Annotated in this window: 20 protein-coding genes, 1 tRNA gene and 1 pseudogene; 7 read left to right on the forward strand and 15 right to left on the reverse strand. The window is 59.1% G+C overall.

Annotation, left to right across the window (positions count from 1 at the left end):
* Positions 1-37: 37 nt before the first annotated feature.
* Positions 38-1429 (reverse strand): phosphotransferase, encoded by a 1392-nt coding sequence (locus ATN00_RS13525; protein WP_197413601.1) that lies wholly within the window; start codon positions 1427-1429, stop codon positions 38-40.
* 190 nt (positions 1430-1619) lie between these two features.
* Between ATN00_RS13525 and ATN00_RS13530 the strand changes: the two genes are divergently transcribed.
* The 3 genes and pseudogenes from ATN00_RS13530 to ATN00_RS13540 all read left to right on the forward strand — a co-directional run.
* Positions 1620-2426, forward strand: a complete 807-nt coding sequence (locus ATN00_RS13530; protein ID WP_156415281.1) for an SDR family NAD(P)-dependent oxidoreductase — start codon at positions 1620-1622, stop codon at positions 2424-2426.
* Positions 2427-2491: 65 nt separating this feature from the next.
* Entirely contained in the window at positions 2492-3385 is an 894-nt protein-coding gene (locus ATN00_RS13535) for a helix-turn-helix domain-containing protein (RefSeq protein ID WP_062065529.1), read from the forward strand.
* A 283-nt stretch (positions 3386-3668) separates the two neighbouring features.
* Positions 3669-4531, forward strand: a pseudogene (locus ATN00_RS13540) (IS110 family RNA-guided transposase); the annotation flags it as partial.
* 1470 nt (positions 4532-6001) lie between these two features.
* Here the strand turns inward: ATN00_RS13540 and ATN00_RS13545 are convergent.
* Complete coding sequence (locus tag ATN00_RS13545) at positions 6002-8212, reverse strand: molybdopterin-containing oxidoreductase family protein (protein WP_062065531.1); 2211 nt, start codon at positions 8210-8212, stop codon at positions 6002-6004.
* A gap of 102 nt (positions 8213-8314) precedes the next feature.
* Positions 8315-8587, reverse strand: a complete 273-nt coding sequence (locus ATN00_RS22950) for a limonene-1,2-epoxide hydrolase family protein (RefSeq protein ID WP_082635215.1) — start codon at positions 8585-8587, stop codon at positions 8315-8317.
* Positions 8588-8904: 317 nt separating this feature from the next.
* On the opposite strand from ATN00_RS22950, the gene ATN00_RS13550 reads away from it, so the two are divergent.
* Positions 8905-9663: a TetR/AcrR family transcriptional regulator gene (locus tag ATN00_RS13550; protein WP_062065533.1), complete on the forward strand. Its 759-nt coding sequence runs from the start codon at positions 8905-8907 to the stop codon at positions 9661-9663.
* A 337-nt stretch (positions 9664-10000) separates the two neighbouring features.
* Here ATN00_RS13550 and ATN00_RS13555 read toward each other — a convergent pair.
* The 6 genes from ATN00_RS13555 to ATN00_RS13580 form a co-directional block, all read right to left on the reverse strand.
* Positions 10001-10076 (reverse strand) — tRNA-Lys (locus ATN00_RS13555).
* 117 nt (positions 10077-10193) lie between these two features.
* Positions 10194-11306 carry a rod shape-determining protein RodA gene (gene rodA / locus ATN00_RS13560; protein WP_062065536.1) on the reverse strand — a complete coding sequence of 371 codons (1113 nt, stop codon included), beginning with the start codon at positions 11304-11306 and terminating at the stop codon, positions 10194-10196.
* Positions 11303-13372 carry a penicillin-binding protein 2 gene (gene mrdA / locus ATN00_RS13565; protein ID WP_062065539.1) on the reverse strand — a complete coding sequence of 690 codons (2070 nt, stop codon included), beginning with the start codon at positions 13370-13372 and terminating at the stop codon, positions 11303-11305. Before mrdA ends, rodA begins: the two co-directional genes overlap by 4 nt.
* The gene (gene mreD / locus ATN00_RS13570; RefSeq protein WP_062065542.1) at positions 13369-13896 is read right to left on the reverse strand and encodes a rod shape-determining protein MreD; all 528 of its coding nucleotides are present in this window, start codon (positions 13894-13896) and stop codon (positions 13369-13371) included. Before mreD ends, mrdA begins: the two co-directional genes overlap by 4 nt.
* Complete coding sequence (gene mreC, locus ATN00_RS13575; protein WP_062065545.1) at positions 13893-14807, reverse strand: rod shape-determining protein MreC; 915 nt, start codon at positions 14805-14807, stop codon at positions 13893-13895. The genes mreD and mreC overlap by 4 nt, the downstream gene beginning before the upstream one ends.
* Positions 14808-14825: 18 nt before the next feature.
* On the reverse strand, positions 14826-15872 hold the full coding sequence (locus ATN00_RS13580) for a rod shape-determining protein (RefSeq protein ID WP_021246840.1): 1047 nt from the start codon (positions 15870-15872) through the stop codon (positions 14826-14828).
* A 90-nt stretch (positions 15873-15962) separates the two neighbouring features.
* On the opposite strand from ATN00_RS13580, the gene mutL reads away from it, so the two are divergent.
* Together mutL and ATN00_RS13590 are read left to right on the forward strand one after the other, a co-directional pair.
* Entirely contained in the window at positions 15963-17738 is a 1776-nt protein-coding gene (mutL, locus tag ATN00_RS13585) for a DNA mismatch repair endonuclease MutL (protein WP_062065548.1), read from the forward strand.
* 2 nt (positions 17739-17740) lie between these two features.
* Positions 17741-18292, forward strand: a complete 552-nt coding sequence (locus tag ATN00_RS13590) for a hypothetical protein (protein ID WP_231746281.1) — start codon at positions 17741-17743, stop codon at positions 18290-18292.
* A gap of 9 nt (positions 18293-18301) precedes the next feature.
* On the opposite strand, the gene ATN00_RS13595 is transcribed toward ATN00_RS13590, so the two are convergent.
* From ATN00_RS13595 to ychF, 3 genes are all read right to left on the reverse strand, one after another.
* Entirely contained in the window at positions 18302-18769 is a 468-nt protein-coding gene (locus ATN00_RS13595; protein ID WP_062065551.1) for a MaoC family dehydratase, read from the reverse strand.
* A 77-nt stretch (positions 18770-18846) separates the two neighbouring features.
* A complete protein-coding gene (locus ATN00_RS13600) occupies positions 18847-19365 on the reverse strand; it encodes a DNA-deoxyinosine glycosylase (RefSeq protein WP_062065554.1) in 519 nt (172 codons plus the stop codon).
* A 6-nt stretch (positions 19366-19371) separates the two neighbouring features.
* On the reverse strand, positions 19372-20472 hold the full coding sequence (gene ychF / locus ATN00_RS13605) for a redox-regulated ATPase YchF (RefSeq protein WP_062065557.1): 1101 nt from the start codon (positions 20470-20472) through the stop codon (positions 19372-19374).
* 147 nt (positions 20473-20619) lie between these two features.
* Between ychF and ATN00_RS13610 the strand changes: the two genes are divergently transcribed.
* On the forward strand, positions 20620-21072 hold the full coding sequence (locus ATN00_RS13610) for a DUF983 domain-containing protein (RefSeq protein ID WP_082635216.1): 453 nt from the start codon (positions 20620-20622) through the stop codon (positions 21070-21072).
* 4 nt (positions 21073-21076) lie between these two features.
* On the opposite strand, the gene ATN00_RS13615 is transcribed toward ATN00_RS13610, so the two are convergent.
* From ATN00_RS13615 to ATN00_RS13625, 3 genes are all read right to left on the reverse strand, one after another.
* Positions 21077-22705, reverse strand: a complete 1629-nt coding sequence (locus ATN00_RS13615) for an alpha-D-glucose phosphate-specific phosphoglucomutase (RefSeq protein ID WP_062065560.1) — start codon at positions 22703-22705, stop codon at positions 21077-21079.
* Between the two features lie 106 nt (positions 22706-22811).
* Positions 22812-23381, reverse strand: a complete 570-nt coding sequence (pth, locus tag ATN00_RS13620) for an aminoacyl-tRNA hydrolase (protein WP_062065563.1) — start codon at positions 23379-23381, stop codon at positions 22812-22814.
* Between the two features lie 86 nt (positions 23382-23467).
* Entirely contained in the window at positions 23468-24088 is a 621-nt protein-coding gene (locus ATN00_RS13625) for a 50S ribosomal protein L25/general stress protein Ctc (RefSeq protein WP_062065566.1), read from the reverse strand.
* Between the last annotated feature and the right edge of the window lie 78 nt (positions 24089-24166).

Genomic DNA, 24166 nt, shown 5'->3' on the forward strand with positions numbered 1-24166 from the left:
CCCAACTCCCAAATAGCACTTTTTAAAAGGTTTGCCGTCAGGCCTTGATCGGCTGCAGCGTCGTCTTGGTGAGATAGGATTGCGACCCGCAACCCATGAGCAAAAAGTTCTGACGTGACAGCCATCTGTTGAAAAATGCCACCAGAGTCCTGTCTTCTTCCGGCCCAGCTGCCCGCACAAAAGCATCGACTGCGGCGTCCGCTTCGCGCCGTGTTTTAACCTGCTGACCAGTGAGCGCTGCAGCATCGGCAAGATCGGCGGCTAAAATGCCCCCCCCATAGAGCGCGCAGCGCTGGAGGTAGCGCCCCAGGACGGCCGCGGTATCGAGGTGAAACCGCAATTCGGTGTCGTCGGTCTCCCACGACGTCATCATATTGATTAATTGCTCAGGCGCTGCATCGTAGGGAACCGCCGAATTCGCTTCGGGATCGGGCACATTGTCCAGCCGAACACCCAGACTTTCGGCAATGCCCTGCAAGCCCCAGCGGCTGGTGGCGACGCAGAATTGCAGATACGCCACGTAATCATTCTGAACCTCTGGCTTGAACATCATTGGCCACATCAACATGCTGTTGGTGCCCGCAAATCCAGCTGAGTGATACGCGATCGCACGCAGCGGAATTTTATCGCCAGTCAATGCTTCATAATATTTTCGCAGCTCAGTGATGTCGCCCAGCGGTTCTGTCGTATCACGTAGGCGCATTCCCGCGAACTCGGCGGCTGGATCACCAATATAGGAGACCTCGAAATCGATGAGGCCCGTGAACCGATCATCATCATAGAGGAACTGGCCGGCGTCAGCCGTCACAAATCCAGGACGATCGCGATCTTCCGGCGCGTTGCGCTCGAGCCAAAGCGCATAGAATTCAGTAAGCGGAAACGGACGATCGACGAAGGCAGCACGGACAATGTCGATGCAAGGCTTGTAAAGATTTAATGCAAGGTCGCGCGCGCTTTTGGGAACAGTTAGTCCGATGGCGCCGAACTCCCCGACCGGGATCGCGTGCAGCTTGGCCAAGGCCTCTATGAATTCACGCCTGACCTTGGCGCGGTCTGCTGAATCCTCGATGAGTTCGGTGTTTATGGTTCCCGGCAACCGCTCCATCACGATTGCAACGGGATCTTCAATCATGCCGTACACTTTGGGGGCCAATACGCCATGGCGTTCCATCACATGGTGGATTTGGCCTTCTTGATGAAGCGTTATCGGATAGCGGGTCGCCTTGCCCCGTGCCCCGCGGACCAACACGCCCTGCAGGCGACCGTCAATCTCAACATCGGCTTCCCAACTGATCCTCCACCGAAGCTGTCGGCGAAAATTCTGCGGCTCAGTTCCAAAATGGTCGCGTAGCCATTCATAGACAGGGCGATCGACCTCGCTGAGTGCGGAGGTATCCAACACCATTCGTGCAATTGTATCGGTCGCCATCAATTTCCCTCCCATGTTCCGCCGCCGTTGGGACCGTCAGATCCAAGAAGAAGATGGCCTAAACCTTGCTGTGGCGGCCAGTCCCGTCACTTCAGGTGAATTGCGATCACCTTCGTTGAATTGCGTATCGCTTTGACAGGCCGCCTTCTTAGACCGCATCGTCGAAGTACAAAATGAGAGGGAGGTGGAGATGGGAAGGTTGCAGGGAAAGGTGGCGATAGTGACTGGCGCCGGCTCTGGCATCGGCGAGGCCGCCGCGATGCGCTTTGGACAAGAGGGCGCCACAGTGGTTGCTGTGGGCCGGCGCCAAGAAGCAGTGGAGCGCGTTGCCGAGGCGATTGGTAGAGCGGGCGGGGAAGCCATTGGCCTTGTCGCAGACATCGCAGACGAGAAAATGATCACCACGATGGTGTCCACTGTCTGTGCCCGATATGAACGGATTGATGTCCTTTACAACAACGCAGCTCTTACTGATGCAGGGACAATGAACAGCGATCGCGACCTCGTGACGGTTACGTCCGAGCTGTGGGACAGGGTTCTAGCAGTGAACCTTCGCGGCCCGGCGATCGTAGCCAAGCACGTCATCCCGGTGATGATCGCCAATGGCGGCGGATCAATCATATTCAGTGGATCCGCGCGGGGGTCGCAGGGGGATATGCTTTATACCGCCTATGCGGCCTCGAAAGCGGCATTGGTCAGTCTGTCTCAAAACATCGCCGCGCAATATGGGAAGCAGGGGGTTCGCTCCAACATCCTGGTCATCGGTATGATCATGACCCAGGCCGCGAAGGAGGGATATCCGCCGGAGGTCAAAACTCTTATGGAGCGGCATCACCTGACGCCTTTTATCGGTGAGCCAGAAGATGTCGCGGACGCCGCGCTCTATCTGGCCTCGGATGAATCGCGCTTCGTGACCGCCCAACAATTGTTTGTTGATGGCGGGATCGCGTCGCACTCCGCGGCCTTTGCCGACGCACGCCTGGCGTTGGACGCCTGACCCTCCATCGCGACGCTTGAACTTTCCCTCTCGCAGCCTATCCTTGACCAAAAAAGGAGGGGAAAATGCTCAGTGACAACGCGCTCGATGTCGCAATTTCAAGCGACATTGATTTCGAAGTGCGATCGAAGCCTAGCCTTTGCGCCAATGCCTATCAGTTGCGGGTACACACGTCGGTTTGCCCCCGCGAGGGCAATGGTATTTATCACTCACCTTGGTCCTTGCTCGAGGCGACGCTCAGTCCGGGGCAGCCAATCTGGAACCGTTTTCTAAACCGGCCTCACAACGAAGAAATTCGCGTTGGTTCAGTGATGTTCGTGCCGCGTGACGAGCCCGTGCACTGCAGGTTCACTCGAGGAGCAAGACACACTGTTTCATGTTTATTCGATCTTGAAGCCCTGGGCTTTGAACAAGCGACAGGATGGAACTGGACGAGTATTGACCCTTCGCTAGCATTCGACGTTCGCGATCCATTCGTGCAGATTGCGGTTCAGCGCCTCCGTCAGGAGGCGCTCGCGCCTAGCTTCGCCAGCGAATTACAGGTCGAGTGCACGCTGATATTTCTGGCGGCGCAGCTGAAACGCAAAATGGATAACCACCAAAGCTTCGAGCCTTCCGACCAAGGGTCGCTAAGCGGAGCGGGTCTGCAAAGCATTATTGAGCGTATTCACGATGAGGACGGACCTACGCCGTCCGTAAAGGAATTCGCCACCATGGTCACAATGAGCGCGCCTGTATTTTCACTGAAGTTCCGCGAAGCCACGGGACAAACCCTCCGCCATTATGTTACCACTGCAAAGCTCGAGAAAGCCAAAAGGTTGCTTTTGGAAGAGGCAGATATGGTGAAACAGATCGCCTATCGCTGCGGCTTTACTAGCGCCGCTGCATTTTCCACGTCCTTCCGACAGGAAACGGGAATGACGCCAACGGAATTCCGTGAAGCCGTTCGAATTCGGTGACTAATCTATAAAGCGGGGCTTTTAGCTGCAGTTATCAGTCGCCCTGCTGCATTGAAGCGGATGCGGCGGATGGCTCCCGCTCACGGCATCTAAGTGCCAAGATGGGTTGCTGTCATGCAAACCCGAGAAGGAGCCACCCGCCATGGAGATTAGCACATGGGGTAATCGCGGGAGCGATTCGCCGTAGAGGCTCCGGATGTGGGGTTTGTGGCTGTTCCCCGATAGGATGGAAGTATGGGCTCACGACTTGCGGCCGGGCCCAAGCATCTAACCGAGAACAGCCATGGGTGAGTATATCGGTTTGGACGTGTCGATGAAAGAAACCGCCATTTTTATTCGACACGACGGCAAAAGGATCTGGCGCGGCAAATGCCCGTCAGATCCAAAGCTCCTGGTGGCGGCGATACGCAAACATTCACCAGCGCCACAGCGCGTCGTGTTTGAGATGGAGCCATTGTCAGTTTGGTTTTTTCACGCTCTGACAAGCGAAGAGCTACCAGCGATATGTATCGATGCGCGCCATGCAAAAGCTGCTCTCGACATGGCACCGAACAAGATCGATGCGAATGACGCTGACGGTCTTGCCCATTTGGCTGAGGTCGGCTTCTTCCGCGAAGTACGGGTCAAAGGATATGACAGCATGTTGGTGCGGACGCTCATCGGCGTACGAATCAAGCTCACCCGGATGACAACCGATCTTTACAGTCAAATTCGTGGGTTGATGAAGACTTTCGGTTGTTGGCGCCACCAGGCAAGGGCGGCAAGTTCGAAGACAATGTTCGGCGGCTTCTCATTGGCGAGAAAGAGCTGGCATGCATAATTTTGTCTCTCCTCGAGGTCTGGCGTAGCCTTCGCGTTCGCGCAGCCGACCTCAGCCTTCAACGCATCACTAGCGCCAGACAGAGCAAGGCGTGTCAGTTACTTATGTCGATTGCTGGTGTCGGGATGGTTACGGCAACGTCGTTCGAAGCAGCAATCGAAGATCCTGCAAACTTCACCAAGTCGCGTTCCGCGGGCGCTTGGCTAGGCCTGACGACGCGGCGTTACCAGTCTGGCGAAGTTGACTATGACGGTCACATCTCGAGGCGCGGGGCTCCTCACGTGTGCACCCTCATCTACGAAGCGGCGACCGTGATACTGACGCGGGTATCTGCGGCAGCTCCTGGTTGTCGGCGCAACCGCGCTCGTCCGCTACCCCAAGCAGAAACCCAGCACGGTCGATCCGCGCTTTGTCGTTCTGCTCGCCAGAAAGCCTGCGCGCGTCGCCTCCGTCGCCATAGCCAACAAGATGGCGCGGATCGCATGGGCGGTCATGGCGCGTGGCGGTGTCTTCGAACGTGGGCATGCGCCTATGCTAGCGGCAGTATAGTTCAAGAGCTTGGCTGAGGAGATCAGCTTCGAGACGTTGTAAGAGCGAAGCATGTGATGGCAAAACCGGTCGGACCGGGAGCAAGGACAACCCAAGGAACGTCTTAGGCGTCATAGCCTGCAAAGCCGATCGGACCTTGTTCGCGGACCACATCAGGGCCAGCAGTCTACACCGACTGCATCAATAGGCCGGACAGACGACTGCACCCGACCAAATGCCAGATCATCACTTTATGCTTGCAACGCGGGAGCCATCCACAGATGTCGTTCCGCACATGGGAACTGAGAGTTGGCGGCTGAACGTCGCCAAAGGGTCGACAGCGGCTTGAATAGAACACTGCCTGCTCCTGGAGAGCGGAAAGTGGCCGATGAGTGCCCGATAAAGAGCAAGAATAAAACGCCAGTTGACATAGGCCGCGTGTCGACCATGAGGTGAATGTTGGCGTATCCTCATCTTCGATGGATCGTATTTAACCGACCGTCAATGACTATTCTTGCCGATATCAAGCGACGCTACTAGCATCGCTTCGCATAGTGGCGCGATCGGCGCCTCCGGGGAAGAAAAATGTCGACCGGAACTTCCGAGTCTAAGGTCATTGATGCTCTGCTAAGCAAGCTCAGGTTTGAAATATGTCGCCGTTAAAAGCCGTGACTGAAACGGGTACGGATTGAAGGCGCTTTCCGATCGCCTTGCGGTAACAACGATATCGGCATTGGCCGATGCATCAGCCGATTGTTGCACCGGCTCTAGAACTTTAGAAGTATTCTAAAAAACAGAAATTGACAATAATGACACATGCAACAATATCTATCAATATTTTTCTTATCGATAATTCCATAGGCCCAACTTATCATTATTATAATTTGGATCAGCCGATATTTTAAAGAAAAATCGCGAATTATCTGCCCAATTTCTCGAGAATATCTTCTCTAAGGCGCTGCTGCTGTCAAGAAAGTTAGCCGCTATTATCAGAACGGGCAGCTATTCCGGACGATCTGCAAGTTAGAGCGCGAGCCGGTTCCCCTGAAGTGAAGCCCCTCGACCGTCGTTTGTGTGACAGCTGTGCCATTCAGGTTTAAGCGCCGCAAATGTATTTGCAAAGACAGGCGAGCCACGCGCGGGTGCAGAGCCACGTATCGGCCGAAGATCCCGCCGCTGCGTGTAACCTTGCCCGTGAACGACCGGTAGTACTCACAGGCAACATCATTGCTTAACAGTCTACACCAGCAGTCGGGCTTATGTTCGCTTCACGCAACCACCACAGGCTGTCGCTTATCTGCACGGCAATTCGCTTCGGCGGGACCATTGCTCAGCGTGATATCGACAGGGATACCCGACATGCGTGGAGTGCCATTGATCGTCTGCAGGTCGCGATCGGTGCTAATGAGCTGGTTGGTCGAAACCCCTCCATCGAAATAGGTATCTTCGTCGGGAAGCCCGCCAAATCCATGGCACACAGAGATCACAGCCTTGCGGACGCTCGCATCCGACTGCGCGACAACCTGGATTGCGCCCGTGTCGGACTCGATCTGGATCCAGTCGCCATCACGGATGCCGATTGTCTCCATGTCTTCCGGGTTCATATAACCCAGATTCGAAGGCATAGCCCGCTGCAGTTCGGTTATCTTGAAGCCGATCGAGTTGAAACGATGCCGTTGGCGCCGGCTCGACATGAGGAACCCAAAAGTCCTGCCATTGCTCTTGAACGCGCCAAAGGTCGGGACATCATCGAGCAGAGCCTTCAGCTCCTCTTGGACATCGTCCGGCATGGTCGTGAAGCGGTCTGCGGTCTTGGGATCGCAGGCCAGCGCGACCGTCCCGGGATCACGGAAACATCCCAGCGTTTCCTGCTTGATCTCGTCCCAGGGCGCGAGCGCCTTGTGGGCCACGATCGCCAGCATCTCGTCCTCTGTCGGCATCTGTTCCATGTCGAGCGGAATGCCGTGGAAATGGATCGTCTTGCCAAGCCGCTTTGCCAGATGCCAGAAGACATCGAACTCCGTGCAAACGTCCGAGCCGGCAGGCGGATTGGTGAGCGATGGCGTGTAACGCGTATAGGGTCTCGGGTAGAGCACCTGCTCGAAGATGTGCATCGGCAGGTCAGCGCGCTCGTAAAACATCCGCGGCGGCAGGATGTAGTGCGACAGATGCGCCGTCGGGGTCATGAAAGGTTCGATGCTGACAAACAGTTCAAGCGATCGCAGCGCCTGCACCATCTTGCGCTGGTCGGGCACGCAGGTGGCCGGATTGCCGCCAAGATTGAACAGGAACTTCACCTGTCCCGGTCCAGGCTGGAGGATATCGTCCGCCATGGCTGAGGTCTGCATCTCGCCGCAGACCGGTCCATAACCGTTGATGCGATTTCTGGGACCCATGTCCCAGGTCCGCGGCAGCCGGACAACCTGCGCCGGCAAAGAGCCGGTCGGGAAGAGGAAGCCGGCGTTCGTGATTTCCTCGCCCTCTCGGGTGTAGCGGCCACACACGACATTGAGGCATTCGATGAGATGCTCGGTTACATTGGAATGGGGCCCCATGTCCGGCCCCGTGCCGCTGCTCGCGATGCCTTTTTTGTTATCGCGGGCAAACATCTCGGCAATCTGCCGGATCTGCTCAACGGGGATGTCGGCGCGGTGCGCGACTGACACCGCGTCGAAGGGCGCCACTGCTGCGCGAAGCAAATCGAGGTCCGCGACATGTTCGTCGCAAAATGCCTTGTCGTACCATCCCTCTTCCAGGATCGTTCTGAGGACGGCAGCGACGATCGGCCCGTCCTGTCCCGGGAGTGGCTGGACGAAGAGATCAGCATGGCGTGCCGTTTCCGTGTGGCGCGGATCCATGACGATCAGCTTCATGCCACGCGCCTTATGCTCCTTCAGCCGTTTGACCGGGTTGCGACAGTCAAGCTGGGTGATGGAGACGAGCGGATTGGCGCCAATAAGGAAAGCAACGTCGCTGAACTGCACGCGATGCTTGCCCGCCGCCCAATAGCCGAGCCGGGACATGACGATGGTCTTTGCCGACTGGTCGATTGTCAGCGTCGAATAGTTTTTGCCGCTGCCAAGGGCTGCCAGCCAATCGGTCAGCAGGTTGAGCGTGACAGCATAGAAGAAACCGCCCGATCCCCGGAAGCTCGCGATCGCTTCTGGTCCATCACGCTCGTAAATCTCGGCAAGTTTGTCACCGATCTCGGCAAGCGCGTCCTGAAGCGCGATCTTCTGGAAACTGCCGTCCGGCATGCGCTTGAGCGGATGCAGCAGCCGATCGGCGCTGTTGTGAAAGTCCGGCGCGTTGGAGCCCTTGGAGCAGACAAAACCCAGCGTTTGGGGGTCATCCTTGTCGCCGCGGGTCGCGACAATCCGGTCATCCCTGTCGAGCGTCACGATCGTGCCGCAAAGACCCGTGCAGATCCGACAGAAGGACTTCACCTCTCTCAGGTCACCTGGCTCAACATCCGCCATGACAACAATCCTCTCGCCAAAGCGGGCTTTTGGGTACCCGCAATTCTGTTATGACCCGCCCCCTTGCCGTTCGAGCGACTGGATCGTGGAATTCCAAAGCGGCTATTCAGCAGTGGCGTAAAGCTCCTGCTCGGACAGGCCTATCTGCCGGTAAACCGGCACTGGATCGTAATAGTCGCGCCACGCCGTGATCTTGCCGCGCGCGTCGAGCTCGAAAACACCGGACATCCTGGCCGAGACGCGCTTTCCATTGTGTCGCATCGTGACATGGTCTGTTCGCTCGGTGAAGACGAATGGACCGGATGCGCCGACGGCGTGGATCCTGCAGACACAGTCTTCGTACAGTTTGAATTGTGTCTCGATCGCCTTGCGGATCCCTTCGGGACCTTAAAAACGTTCGGAGTCGGGCACCCCACTTGGTAGTAGGACGTCTCGCCCAGGAAGGAGGCATATAGGTCCAATCCGGATCGCTGGTGTGGAAGACTTCAAGAAATTCCAAGACCGTTTCGGTATTGCTCGCCATCCCACCGCTCTCCTTGCAGCTACTGCCCGGCCATTTTGAACGGTGCAGATTTCAGCTTGCATTGGATCTATCACGGTAACATAACGTCGTTCAACTAATAAGTACGATAGCGATTGGCTTCGGCGGACAGCATGTACCGTTGGGTCCAAAGCGATGTGGAAGGGAATAGATGACCGAGAAGAGCGCTGTGAAAGCTCGAACTGGGGGCCCTGGCCGCCCCCTTCGGGCGCGCTCCGATGAAGCCAAGGAAAGCGTACGCCTCCGTCTCATCGAGATCGGGCGTGAACTGTTTTCGACGATGCCACATTCAAAAGTGACGATGCGAAAAATTGCACAACAGGCAGGTTATTCCACAGGCGTTGTTTATCATTATTTTGCTGACGGGGACGCGTTGTTTGATGCCATTCGCGACGCAGAGCTATGCCGATCCGAAGCAAGCCTCCTTGCTGCTCTGAAGGACATCGAAGATCCCGAAGCTCGGCTCAAGGCCTATGTTGTCTGTACTCGAAGCTACACTATTCACATCATGCAATTGTTTGGCACGCGTTTCCTGAGCGGCTCACATGACTCGGGCGAACCTGGGACTGCAATTCCCAGCGTCTCGCAATTCGATCCCTCGCCCGCGTCCGCTCGCATCCACGCTTTATGCGACACCTTGCTTCAGGACCTTTTCGACACTCTGCCCTGCCACCCTTTACCTATTCACATCGCAGCAGACAGCCTGATCGGGGCGATCAACAGCAATCTGATCATGGCAGGCGCCTCGAGTTATCGGCAATGGGCCGACCCCATAGAAGTAGGCGACAGGATTTTCGACGCGCTCATTTCCTATTGGCGCAGCCGCGCTTGCGAGATGGCCGGAGCGACGATCGGAGTCGATCAGCATTCTGCTCCACGGACTACGGAGGTGGCAGACGGAAAGACCTGATCAGCGAACGTCTTAAGCTGGTCGCGAGCTGCCAGAATAGCGGGCGGATCGCATCTGGACATGGAATTTCGGTGGCTAAGTGGCAAGGAGGGGTCGTCTAAAGTCATCGCGTTGGCTGGTTGCCCTGGCCGCAAGTGCGCGGTGAGCCAATCCGACCGATCTGGGTATGTCTCGTTCCCAAATGATCAGTACGTGGAACCATGGAGCTTATCTCAGACCGTCCAGCAAAAGCTCAATGAAGCTCATCCAAAACTAGCCCAGAACACGCGTCGGGAACGTTTCGTACGCGACCGGCAGGAGCGGCCTGAACCTAATATATCGATTTTATTGAAGATTTTGGTGGACGCACTAGGGCTCGAACCTAGGACCCGCTGATTAAGAGTCAGCTGCTCTACCAACTGAGCTATGCGTCCACATCGTTTGGAGCAGCTTGGTGGCCTGCTCCGTCGTGAGGTCGGCCGGTTAGCATGATCCTCCCGGCTTGCAAACATAAAATGATGCAGCGCCGAAAAAAATCCCGCTGCCGGATTTCAGGACCAATCACTTGGCCGATTTCCTCGCCTGCAGGACCGATCGATGCTCATGATGATGCCAACGCAGAGCATCACGGTCAGCATCGATGATCCACCATAGGACATGAAAGGCAGGGGGATGCCGACGACCGGTGCGAGCCCCATGACCATCATCAGATTGATCGCCATGTAGAAGAAGATGGTGGTGGTAAGGCCTGCTGCGGCAAGTCGGGCGAACTTGTCCTGCGTGCGCGTCGATACGCGAAGGCCCCACCGGAACAGCAACATGAACGCGCAGATCAGTAGAATACCTCCCACCAGCCCCCATTCTTCCGCCATGGTCGCAAATACGAAATCGGTGTGGCCTTCGGGCAAATAGTCCAGGTGGCTCTGTGTTCCCTTCAGGAAGCCCTTGCCGAAAATGCCACCTGATCCAATGGCGATCTTCGATTGACTGATATGGTATCCAGCGCCCAGCGGATCGCTTTCAGGATCAAGGAAAATGAGAACCCGTTTTTGCTGATAATCATGCAAGAAGCTGAAAACTATGGGGATGATGGCCGCCAGCGCCAATGCCGATCCGATGAAAAGACGGAGAGGCAGCCCAGCCAGGAACATGACGGTGATGCCACCGGCCGCTATCATGGTTGCCGTGCCCAGGTCGGGTTGGATCAGGACCAGCGACCAAGGGACGCCGATCAGGACCAGTGCGGGCCAGATCGCGTTCCATCGGCGAATTTCTCCGACGGAAAGCAGGGCGTAAAATCGCGCGACGGCAAGGACGATGATGGGTTTCATGAACTCCGATGGCTGAAGCTGCATGAAACCGAGATTGATCCACCGCTGGCTTCCGCCCGCCACTCCGCCGACCAGTTCGACCACCACCAGCGCAATCAAGACGGCCGCATAGGCAGGGAAAGCGAAACGAGCGAAGGTCTCCACCCTTATCCGACTGAGTACCAGCGCCATCACCGAAAAGAGGATGAAGCGGACGATCTGGTTGACAGCCCATGGCGTCATGCTGCCGCCTGCAGCGCTGTAAAGAACGACAGTGCCGAAAGCGGCAATCGCCAGGAGCAACAGCAGCACGCGCCATGGAAGTTCAGTGAGGGGCTGGGGAATGATGCTCATGGCGCGCTGGCCGGATTTGAGCCCGGAGGCGGCGGCGCATCATTATCGTCTTCCGGAGCCGTGCCGGGCACAGACGACATTGGCGGTGTGGTTGCGTGGGCCGCATTGCTGGCTTCGGGGGCTGGGACTTCACCCTTCTTGATTGCATTGGAAAGGCGAAACGCGGCGGTTTGCCGCGCCAGACGCTCTGCGGGCGTGCCGCCCCAGCCTTTTTCCAGCGTTTCTAGCTTTTCCGTCGCTTTCTTCGGGTCGAAGAGGAAGGACAAGGTATCGCTACAGATCATTGGCGCGTCTTCAACCCGGTTGATGTGACCGCCATGCTCGATGATGCAGCCCACCGCGTAGCGCGGATTGTCGAATGGAACGAAGCCCTGAAACAAGGCGTGGTCGCGCAGCTTGAAGGGCAAGGAGGCATTGCCGCGTACGCCGCCTGCGCGTTCGGACATGGAGATTCTGCGAACTTGGGCTGTGCCGGTTTTACCGGCGATCATCACTCCCGGGATGTTCATACGCGCCGCGCCACCCGTTCCACCGCCGTTCACCACCGCGCTCATCGCGTCGCGGATGACGACCAGATGGCCTTCATTGACGCCGACCGGCTCGGCTTCGGGGCGATCGGCGCCATGGATGAAATTGGGCATGAGTTGCCTGCCCGTGGCCAGCCGCGCCGCCATCACCGCCATCTGGAGCGGGTTGATCAGCATATAGCCCTGACCGATGGTGGCATTGACCGTGTCATATACCTGCCATTGCTGCCCATATTTCTTGAGCTTCCAGGCAGGGTCCGGCACCGTTCCATAGCTCTGGCTGGGAAAGGGCAGGGGGAATTTCTGTCCCATGCCCACGCGTCGCGCCATGCTGGCGATCCGGTCCATGCCAATGCGCTGGGCCATCTGATAGAAATAGATGTCGCAGCTTTGGGCAATGGCGGTCCGCATGTTGACCGCGCCATGACCGCGCCTTTTGTGGCAGTGGAACAATGTGTTGCCAACTCTGATCGCGCCCGCGCAGGTCACTGTTTCGGACGGTTGGACACCCGCTTCCAGTAGTGCGAGCGCTACCATGGGTTTGACGGTAGAGCCCGGCGGATATAGCCCCTGCAACGTTTTGTTACGCAGTGGGACATGATCGTCCTTCGACAGCATTTCCCATTCCAGGTGACTGATGCCGTCGGAAAAACTGTTGGGATCGAAACTGGGCATGGACGCCATGGCCAGCACATCGCCGTTGCGGCAATCGAGAATGACGACGGAACCGCTCTGCGTGGCAAGGCGCCGGCCCGCATATTCCTGCAATCCGGCGTCAATTGTCAGGCGGATGGTGTTGCCGGGCATATCCGGCCGGGTGGTCAGTTCACGCACGATCTTGCCACGCGCTGTGACTTCGACCCGCTTGGCGCCCGGTTTCCCGGTCAGTTCCCTATCGAACGACCGTTCCAGACCATCCTTGCCGACCTTGAAGCCAGGTGTGATGAGCAGCGGGTCCTTGCGTTCTTCATATTCCTTGGCGGAAGCCGCGCCGACATAGCCCAGCAAATGCCCCACGGACGCTCCCGCCGGATAATAGCGAGAAAAGCCCTGGCTGGGCGCGACGCCGGGCAGGTCGGGCAAGCGGACGCTGACGGCAGCATATTGATCGTAGGTCAGCTTGTCCGCGACCTGCACCGGGCGGAATCCGGGCGATTTGTCCAACTCTTCCTTGATCCGCTCGATTTCATCCGACTCCAGCGCCAGCAGTGCGGCAAGGCTGCGGATGGTGCCTTCGGCATCCTTCACCCGCTCAGGGATCAGGTCGACACGGAAATCGGTGCGGTTATTGGCCAGCGGCCGGCCATTCCTGTCTATGATCCATCCACGACGCGGCGGAATGAGCGTCAAATTGACGCGGTTGCTTTCCGACAGGAGCTTGTATTTCTCATTCTCCGCCACGCTGATCCACGCCATGCGTCCAGCCAGCAACAGGCCAAAACCGCCTTGCAGCCCGCCCACTACCATGGCCCGACGCGTGAAGGTGAAGGACTGGGTGGCTTCCGTGACGATCTTGCGCTTGGAACGGGGAAATTTCATGCCATCACGCGCCAGCTGTCTATCCGGGCGCATTGCCGCACGATGAAGGGAAAAAGCAATATCGTCCAGAACATCTGCGGCGCGACCAGTATCAGCTTGATTTCTCCTCCACCGGTGATGCGCGCGAAGAATACGCCTCCAGCGAGGCAGAAGATAATCGCGACCGAAGCGATAAGCCAGTCCTGCCGATAGCCGCGCCACACCATTCTGTGTTCGATGGCGTCGATGCCGATCAGGGTCAGTGTCCAAAGACACATGGCGGAACCAATAGGTTGCCCGCTCAACATGTCATCGAACAGCCCCAGCGGCAGTCCGATCCATGCTCTCCACAATTCGGGGCGCAATAACCGCCAGGCGAGCAGAATCAGAAGGCCAAAGGGCGGCATGGACGGAAATTGAGCAATTACCGGCAGGGCCGTGACCATCGATCCCACCAGGACAGTGATGACCGGCGTGCCGGTCAAGCGGAAACGGGAAGGATGGCGGCCAAGTCGGGTGGCATGGTTAAGATGCCGGTCGATCATCGGGCCGCCGCATTTTCTGCGGCGGGCGCCTCTTGCTCAACGGGGGCGTTGGCTTCAGAACGGGTCACGACCTGCTCGAAAGCGCGCTCCACGACGACGGCATCCACGCGCGAAGGGTTGGCGAGCGGGACGCCATAGCCGATTTCACCTTGTACGCGGACCACCACAGCAACGGGAATATTGGGCTGATAGATGCCGCCTATGCCGGACGTGACCAGCAGGTCGCCGGGCTTGAAAGGGTTGCGCCCTGCCGACAATGCGCGGATTTCCAATGTGCCGTCGCCAAGACCCGTTGAAATCGCCGGAATATTATCGTTGGCGCGCCGCACCGGAACGATATTGCTGCTGTCGGTCAGCAATAGCACTTCGGCCGTGTTGGGTGTTGTGATGTGCACACGCCCGATCAGTCCTTCGGGAGCACGCACCGGCATTCCGGTCTTCAACCCTTGCCAGCTGCCCGCATTCAGCCGCGCGAAACGCCGCGTACTGCTGGAAGAGGAACTGATGAGGCGGGCGGCAAGCAGCTCGCTTCCATCTTCATCCACCAGTTTCAACAGCTTCTTCAGCCGCGTATTTTCCTGCGCGACAGCCTTCGCTTCGATGATGAGGTTGCGATCCGCTTCCACTTGCCGGCGCAATGCGACATTCTGTGTGCCGGCGCGCCAATAGGCGGCCAGCACTTCATCCAGGGACGCCGCTCCGCTAACCATGTGGCGAAGGCCTGTGGACATCGGACGCGTCAATTCGGCCGCGCCGGTTCGGATAGCGGCAAAACCCGTGGGATCGAATATGGCGACTACCACCAGCAGCAGGCCGACGACCGCGCCAGTCACCGCCACCACATAGCTGGCGAACAGGCTATATTGCGCCTTCCGGTTATGGCCGGGGCGTCGGCTGGGTGGCCGCGCCATCTCTTGTTCCCCTGTGCCTTAGGTGGTTTGCAGCACGCCCCGGAAGATCGGGTCTTCCATCGCCCGTCCGGTGCCGATCGCGACGCAGGTCAACGGATCTTCCGCGATGGTGACGGGCAGTCCCGTTTCATCGCGCAGTTCGTCGTCCAGCCCCTTGAGTAGCGCGCCGCCGCCGGTCAGCACGATGCCCTGATCGACAATGTCGGCCGCCAGTTCGGGCGCCGTGTTTTCCAGTGCGATCCGCACGCCTTCGACAATGGTGCTGATCGGCTCGGCCAGCGCGTCGGCGATCTGGCCCTGATTGATGCTGATTTCCTTGGGCACGCCGTTCACCAGGTCGCGGCCCTTGATGTGGATCGTTTCGCCTACGCCGTCTTCGGGCGGCTGGGCGACGCCGAACTGCTTCTTGATACGCTCGGCGGTGGCTTCGCCGATCAACAGGTTGTGATGGCGGCGAACAAAGGAAACGATGGCTTCGTCCATCTTGTCTCCACCCACGCGGACGGAGGTGGTGTAGGCAAGGCCGCGCAGCGAGAGGACCGCGACCTCAGTCGTGCCGCCGCCGATGTCGACGACCATCGAACCGATCGGTTCGGTAACGGGCATGTCCGCACCGATCGCAGCAGCCATGGGTTCCTCGATCAGGAACACCTGACTTGCACCCGCATTGCTGGCCGCGTCACGGATGGCGCGGCGCTCGACGCTGGTGGAACCGCTGGGCACGCAGATCACGATTTCGGGGAAGCGCCAAGGGCGCTGCTTGCCGCCATGCACCTTCGTGATGAAATGCTTTATCATCTGCTCGGCGACGTCAATGTCGGCGATGACGCCGTCGCGCAGCGGGCGGATGGCTTCAATCGAATCGGGCGTCTTGCCCATCATCAACTTCGCATCGTCGCCCACGGCCTTGACGCGCTTGACCCCGTTCAGGGTTTCAACCGCCACCACGGAAGGCTCGTTCAGCACAATCCCGCGCCCACGCACGTAGACCACCGTATTGGCGGTGCCCAGATCGATTGCCATATCCTGAGAGGAGAATTTGAAGAGACGCGAAAAAATCGACATGCCTTATCCTGTTCAGCCTGCCCTTGACCGACGAAAAAAAGCTGGGGCTGTGGGTCGCGGAAAGCGCTCGCTTGGGCTAGTCACTAACTAATGTCAATACGCCGTCTGCCCGAACATCTGGTCAATCGCATCGCCGCGGGCGAAGTGGTCGAACGACCCGCCAGCGCGCTCAAGGAAATCGTTGAAAACGCACTGGATGCCGGAGCGAGACGGATCGTCATCCGCTTGTCCAATGGCGGGCTTGATCGCGTGGAGGTCAGCGACGACGGCTGCGGCATGGATTCGGGCGAAATCGCGCTCGCGCTGGAACGTCATGCAACCTCCAAGCTGCCCGATGACGCAATCGAGAATGTCGCGACACTCGGCTTTCGGGGGGAGGCGCTTCCATCCATCGCCAGCGTGGCCCGACTGTCGATAGACAGCCGCCCGCATGGGATGGACGGTTGGAATCGCACGGTGGATAATGGCGCAGTGGTGAGCGAAGGCCCCGCAGCGCTCCCACCCGGAACACGCGTGGTGATGGAAGAGCTTTTCGCCCGTGTGCCGGCGCGCCGCAAATTTCTGCGCTCTTCCAAGTCCGAATATGCCGCCTGCATGGATGTCGTCCGCCGACTGGCGATGGCGCACCCCTCCGTTGCCTTCAGCCTGGAGCATGACGGGCGCCGCATATTGAACGTGCAGGAAGGGGATTCGCGGGAGGACCGCGTGGCCGCACTCACCGACCGGGCGCTGGCGGACAATCATGTCATCATCTCGCTGGAGCGGGAAGGGGTGCGCCTGTCGGGCGTGGCGTCGATCCCAACCTATCATCGCGGCGTCGGCGATCATCAGTTTCTGTTCGTGAACGGCCGACCGGTGCGCGATCGACTGCTGGTGGGGGCGGTCCGCGGCGCCTATGCCGACATGCTGGCGCGTGACAGGCATCCGGTGGTCGCCCTGTTTTTGGACGTGCCGCCGCTGGAGGTCGATGTGAACGTCCATCCGGCCAAGACGGAGGTGCGCTTCCGCGATCCAGCAATGATCCGGGGCATGATCGTATCCGGCCTCCGCCGCGCGCTGGATGCGGAAGGCTTCCGCGCCGTTCAACATGCCGATCCCGCTGCGCTTTCGGCCTGGAAAAGCGAGCCTATATCCCCAACGCCGATCAGTGCCATGCCCATCTTCGAGGCGGCAAATGCCAGCGCGTCTGCGTCCCCCATCTTCGCGGATCGGCGCGCCAGTTTCTTCACGCCCCCGCCGCAGGCTCGCGCCGAAACTGCCGCAGCGCCTGCGCCGGAAGGCCAGAATTTTCCTCTCGGCGTTGCGCGTGGGCAAGTGGCGCGCACCTATATCGTTGCGGAAGCGGAGGACGGCCTCGTCATTGTCGACCAGCACGCGGCGCATGAGCGGTTGACGCTGGAACGGATGCGCCGCGCGATGGAAGGGCAAGGGGTGGCTTCACAGGCGCTCCTTCTTCCAGAAGTCGTCGAACTGGACGAACCTGCCTGCGACCGGTTGGAGGCGCGGGTGCCGGAATTGCGCGAATTTGGTCTGGAACTGGAGCGTTTCGGTCCCTCGGCCATGTTGGTGCGCGCTATTCCCGCGATTTTGGGGCAGGCCGACGCACAGGGGCTCGTCACCGATCTGGCGGACGATCTGGCCGCATATGACAGCGCGCTTTCGCTCAAGGAGCGTCTCGACCTCATTGCCGCGACCATGGCCTGCCATGGATCCGTGCGCGCGGGTCGGGTGCTGAGCGTGGCGGAAATGAACGCCCTCCTGCGTGAGATGGAAGTCACGCCCCGTAGCGGCCAGTGCAACCATGGCCGCCCCACATGGGTGAAGCTGGGCCATGGCGACATCGAAAAGCTGTTCGGAAGGAAATGAGGATGAAGCATTTTCCAAACATGCTGATGCTCGGCATATTTTCCATCCCGCTATCGGCCTTCGCGCAGACGAGCGAGAAATCGGCCTGTGAAAGCCCAACGCCGCTTGCCGAGCCATGGACGAGTTGGACGCAAAGCGGGGCCGTCATCGCGGGAGGAGATAGTGTCAGCGCGCCTCCCCTTATCCTCGGAAAACCTGTAATGGCAACGCTTCGACCATCAGCTTATGTGCACTATGCAGTAATTCCCGACAAAGGCGCTGGTCAGGGGCAGGGCGGTCTTTTTACTTTGTCGCTCAGGGTTCCGGCACATGTCGGCATCGCGTTGTCCGATGCGGCTTGGGTCGATGTGGTCGATAACAAGTCTACGGTTGTGGCAGCGGACCATGGTCATGGTCCCGACTGTTCGGGCATCCGCAAGATCGTCTGGTTCGATCTGCGGGAGGGCCTGCACCTTGTCCAGATTGCCGGTGCGCCGGGACAGGAAATCCGTATCATGGCTGCGGATGCGTTGGCCAACCTGCCTGCGCCGCAGCCGGACGACGAAGATTTTTAGGGAGGATTTTCAGGCGGCGGTGGGCCGGGTCCGCGCCATGGTAATAGGAATCATGGTCAACACGGGTTCGTCGTGTTGATTGAACAGCATGACCTTCGATTTCACGATGCCCATTTCCGGGCGGCTTCGTGATGCCGATGTCTCGATGATTTCCGCCGTGCCACGAAGCGTGTCATCGGGACGGACTGGCCTTAGCCAGCGCAATTCGTCAATGCCGATGCCGCCAAGGCTCGCTTCCTGCCAGCCATGTTTCTGCATCTCGGTCAGAAACATCTTCATATAGAGCGCCAACGTGTGCCAGCCGCTGGCGATGATGCTGCCGAAATGGGTTTCGGCCGCGGCCTCGTCTGAGAGGTGAAAGGGCTGGAAGTCATATTTGGCCGCGAACTCGATCACTTCCTCGCGATCGACCGTCAACGGACCGAAGCTGATGCTGTCGCCCAGTTTTATATCTTCGAAATAGATGGCTTCGCTCATGCCTGGTTCCGTTTTCTTCTGCAACGAAGGCGGAGGTAAAGATGCTTTACGTTCGCGTCAAGTGAATCAAGGTCGAGCTAGTCGATCCAGCGCCGCAAAAGCTGCCAGGCTTCGGCCTTCTTTTCACGCGGCATGGAGGCGTAAGCGCCGCTGGAAGAGGGCAGGTCAATCAGCGCCAATCCGCTATCCTCGCCAATCTGCCGCCTCCCATGGAGCGCGGCTGTTTTTCCGTTGAAGGCGATTGCGCGCAACATGGGAAACCGCGACACAAAGATAGGAAGGTCGCGCAATTCCGCGCCCCGGATCGCGCTGTCCAGACTGCCTTCCCGATCCGCGCTTTCGATGACGTCCCACAAGCCCACGCCTCGCATCCGCAGCCTTTTGAGACGCATTGCGTATGGCAAGCCGCGCAAATCCTCACCCAGCACGTCGCCGAGCAGCGACCAGAAGGCATTGCCGCGATGGGCATAATATTCCCCCTGTCGGATCGAGGCGTCGCCGGGCAGGCTGCCGAGGATCAGCAGGCGTGTATTTTCATCCACGCTGGGGGGAAAAGCCGCCTTGCGCTGCGCCGGCATCTGTCCGGGACGCAGCATGCCGGATCAGACGTTGAAGCGGAACAGCATGATGTCGCCGTCCTGCGTCACATAATCCTTGCCTTCGGAGCGCCACTTGCCCGCTTCCTTGGCCCCGGCCTCGCCGTTGAATTGGACATAGTCGGCATAGGCCATGGTTTCGGCCCGTATGAAGCCCTTCTCGAAATCGGAATGGATCGCGCCCGCCGCCTGCGGAGCCTTCGATCCCTGCGTCACCGTCCAGGCCCGCGCTTCCTTCGGCCCCACGGTGAAGAAGGTTATGAGGCCCAACAACTCATATCCCGCCCGGATGATCCGCGCGAGGCCCGCTTCGGCAAGGCCCAAGGCTTCAAGATATTCGGCGCGTTCCTCCACCGGCATGGTGATGAGTTCCGCCTCGATCGCGGCGGACACGATCACCGCCTTGGCGCCTTCCGCAGTGGCCTTTTCGAACACGCGCGCGCTATGGGCGTTGCCCTCCGCGGCCGCCTCTTCCTCGACATTGCAGACATAGAGAACGGGCTTGGCTGTCAGCAGTTGCGCCTGATGGAAGAGCCGTTCTTCCTCGTCGTCGCGGGGCTGCGTCAGCCGCGCAGGCTTGCCGTCGCGCAGCAGGTCCAACGCCTGCCCCAGCACGGACGCGGCGGCTTTCGCCTCCTTGTCGCCCTGCGCCGCTTTTTTGGCGAAGGCAGGCACCCGCTTTTCCAGGCTTTCAAGGTCCGCCAGCATCAATTCCGTTTCGACCGTCTCTGCGTCGGCGATGGGATCGACCTTGCCGTCTACATGGGTAATGTCGTCATCCTCGAAGCAGCGCAGCACATGGACGATGGCGTCCACCTCGCGGATATTGGCAAGGAACTGGTTCCCCAGCCCTTCGCCCTTGGATGCACCGCGCACCAGCCCCGCAATATCGACAAAGGCAAGCTGCGTTTCGATGATCTTGGCCGATCCGCCGATCTTCGCGATGGTCTGCAACCGCTCGTCCGGCACCGCGACCTGCCCGACATTGGGTTCGATGGTGCAAAAGGGATAGTTCGCCGCCTGCGCCGCCTGCGTTTCGGTAAGCGCATTGAACAGAGTGGATTTCCCCACATTGGGAAGCCCGACGATACCGCAACGAAAACCCATGGAACTGCCTTCATGTCTGGATGATGGCCGCGCCGATAGCCTTTTCCCGCCCGCTTGGCCAGCCTGCCTCGCAGGGGGTAGGACAAAAGGCGCAATTGCAATATCTGCCTTATGGTCCCAGCGGGACCCGAGCTTGAGGAGGCTGCAATGACCCAGGATGACCAGCAGATGTTCGTGGACGAAGCCGGAAGGCGCTGGCCCCGGCGCCCCGCGCATGAAACGGGTCCTTTTGGCCGCTGCCCGCGCTGTGGAGAAGGGCATATCTTCACTGGGTTCCTGAAGATCCGCGACCATTGCGATGTGTGCGGCCTTGATTATTCTTTCGCTGATCCGGCTGACGGCCCTGCGGTCTTTGTCCAGCTTTTCGCCTGCGTGCCGGGTGTCATCTTTATTGTGATGCTGGAAATCATGGCGCGGCCGGGTCTCTGGATTCATTTGGCAGTCGGCGTGCCCGTGCTGATCCTGACTACCATTTTGCCGTTGCGTCCTATCAAGGGATGGCTAGTCGCCGCGCAGTTCACCAACAAGGCGCAGGAAGCGGGTACGGCCGAGCTGTGGGCCAGGTTGCACGGCACCAAGGGAGAGGGCCCCAACGCCTGACCCGTCAAGTGATGACGCTTGGTCCTTCCATCCCGGTGAAGCCGGAAATATCTGCGACCTCCTGCGCCGCCTTCACCAGCGGCGCCAGCGCCTCTGCCGTCGCCATGCCAAGTTCGCCGCTGCTGCCGACATAGCGTTCGATATAGATGCGTAGGGTCGCACCTTCCGTTCCCGTTCCCGACAGGCGGAACACCACCCGCGATCCGTCCTCGAACAGGATACGCGCGCCCTGGTTGCGGCTAACGGACTGGTCGATCGGATCGGTATAGGTGAAGTCGTCGGCTTTTTCCACTTTGCCGCCACTGTTCGACGTGCCGGGCAGCGATGCCAGCTTGCCGCGCAACGCTTCCATCAGCGCGTCGGCCTTATCCTTGGCGATGCCTTCATAGTCATGCCGGGCATAGTAATTGCGACCATAGCTGACCCAATGCTCGGTCATGATCTGGGCGACGCTTTGCCGCCGAACCGCCAATATATTGAGCCACAGCAGCACTGCCCAGATGCCATCCTTCTCCCGTACATGATCGGAACCCGTGCCCGCGCTTTCCTCGCCGCAGATAGTCGCCATCCCGGCGTCCAGCAGGTTGCCGAAGAATTTCCAACCCGTCGGCGTCTCATAAAGCGGAATGCCCAGCTTTTCCGCGACCCGGTCAGCGGCGCCGCTGGTCGGCATGGAGCGCGCAATACCTTTGAGACCCAGCGCATAGCCGGGTGCCAGATGCGCGTTCGCCGCCAGCACCGCCAGCGAGTCCGATGGCGTCACATAGCTGTGCCGCCCAATGATGAGGTTGCGGTCGCCATCGCCGTCAGAAGCCGCGCCGAAATCGGGCGCGTCCTCGGCCATCATCCGGTCGTAAAGCTCCTTGGCATGGACCAGATTGGGATCGGGGTGATGATGACCGAAGTCGGGAAGGGGGATTGCATTCCGTACGGTGCCAGCAGGCGCGCCTAGTCGTTTCTCGAAAATTTCGATCGCATAAGGACCGGTCACGGCGCCCATGGAATCGAAGGATAGGGTAAAGCCGTCCGCGATCATCGCCCGGATTGCGCCGAAGTCGAACAGGCCTTCCATGAGATCGGCATAACCCGCCACTGGATCGACGACCTCTACGGCCATCTCGCCGAGCAGGCTCGTGCCCAGCGTGTCGATGTCCACCTCACCCGCCTCCAATATTCTGTAGTGGTCGATGGTCAGCGTTCGTGCGTGGATGGCTTCCGTCACCTTTTCCGGCGCGGGGCCGCCGTTGGACACGTTATATTTGATCCCGAAATCCTCGTCCGCCCCACCCGGATTGTGGCTGGCCGACAAGATCAGCCCGCCAAAAGCGTCCGATGACCGGATCAGATGCGATGCAGCGGGTGTCGATAATATTCCGCCTCGGCCCACCAAAACGCGCCCGAAGCCATTGGCCGCCGCCATCTTCAGCGCAATCTGGATCACTTCGCGATTGAGGAAACGTCCATCGCCGCCCAGCACCAACGTCTTGCCTTCAAACGCTTCCAGGCTGTCGAACACCGATTGAATGAAATTTTCCGCATAATGGGGCTGCTGAAAGACCCGAACTTTCTTTCGGAGGCCCGAAGTGCCCGGTTTCTGGTCGTTGAAGGGGGTGGTGGACAGACGCTGAATCACCCAAAACCTCTCAGCATGTTGGAATTAATGCCTTATGGCCTGCCGTGCGCTTCTTGTGCAATGCGGAACGGCGCCATTCCGGCGCTGCAAAGAGGCTGGCTGCCGCTCAATCGGCCATCCGCAGCGCTACTTCGTTCATGAAACGCGCGTCGTCGCCCTTCGCCAGCCACTCCGCCTCCGCGCCGATCGCGCCTAACATGTCGGAAAGAGCGTCCATCTCGCTCTTGTGGTAATTGCCAAGGACATAACCGTGCACCCGGTCCTTATGCCCCGGATGCCCGATGCCGATTCGCACGCGCCGGAAATCCGCGCCGATATGCGCGTCGGTTGAACGCAGGCCGTTGTGCCCGGCATTGCCGCCGCCGCGCTTCACCTTCACCTTCATTGGGGTAAGGTCGAGTTCGTCATGAAACACAGTTACGTCTTCCGGTGCCAGCTTGTAGAAGCGCATGGCTTCGCCCACGGACCGGCCGCTTTCGTTCATGAAGGTCGCCGGTTTCAGGAGGAGGATCTTTTCGTTGCCGATCCGGCCTTCTTGCACCCAGCCCTGAAATTGTTTTTTTACGGGGGTAAAGCGATGCAGGTCCGCGATCACGTCCGCCGCCATGAAGCCGACATTGTGCCGCTGCATTGCATATTGGGGACCGGGATTGCCAAGGCCTACCCAGATCTGCATCGTCCCATGCTCCCGAAAAGAAAATCCCGCCCGCCGGGTAGGCGGACGGGATCGGAATTTCCAGCCCTCTGGCGGAAAGGAAAGGCTTATTCGCCTTCCTCGACCGCCGGAGTTTCGTTGTCGCCTTCGGAACTCTTAAGAGCAGACGGCGCAACGATGGTCGCGATGGTGAAGTCGCGATCGTCAATGGCGGTCTTCGCGCCCTTGGGCAACGTGACGGCGCTGATGTGGATCGATTCGCCCACGTCAAAGCCCTTGAGGTCGACGACCAGATCGTCGGGGATATGGGCTGCGTCGACGATCAGTTCGATCTCGTGGCGCACGACGTTGAGCACGCCGCCGCGCTTCAGGCCCGGCGAAGCGTCTTCATTCTCAAAGCGAACGGGCACGTTGACGTGCACCTGGGCATGTTCGGAAACGCGTAGGAAGTCGGCGTGCAGCGGACGGTCGGACACGGGATGGAAAGCCACGTCCTTGGGCAGGGTACGCACGGCCTTGCCGTTCACTTCAACCATGACGACCGAATTGAAGAAGTGGCCGGTGCCGAGCAGTTTGCCCAGGAGCTTTTCCTCGACGTGGATCGACAGGGGTTCTTCATTGTTACCATAGATGACGGCGGGAACGCGGCCCTCACGGCGGAGGGCGCGGGAGGCTCCCTTGCCTGCCCGATCGCGTGCCTCGGCCGACAGCGTAAGCTGCTCGCTCATTTGCATGTCTCCAAAAGCGTAAATATTGCGGTTTAACCCGTGACGCCTCCAGGGATGACCATCACGGGAAGGCGGCCC

Source organism: Sphingobium baderi (assembly GCF_001456115.1).
Taxonomy (GTDB): Bacteria; Pseudomonadota; Alphaproteobacteria; order Sphingomonadales; family Sphingomonadaceae; genus Sphingobium; species Sphingobium baderi_A.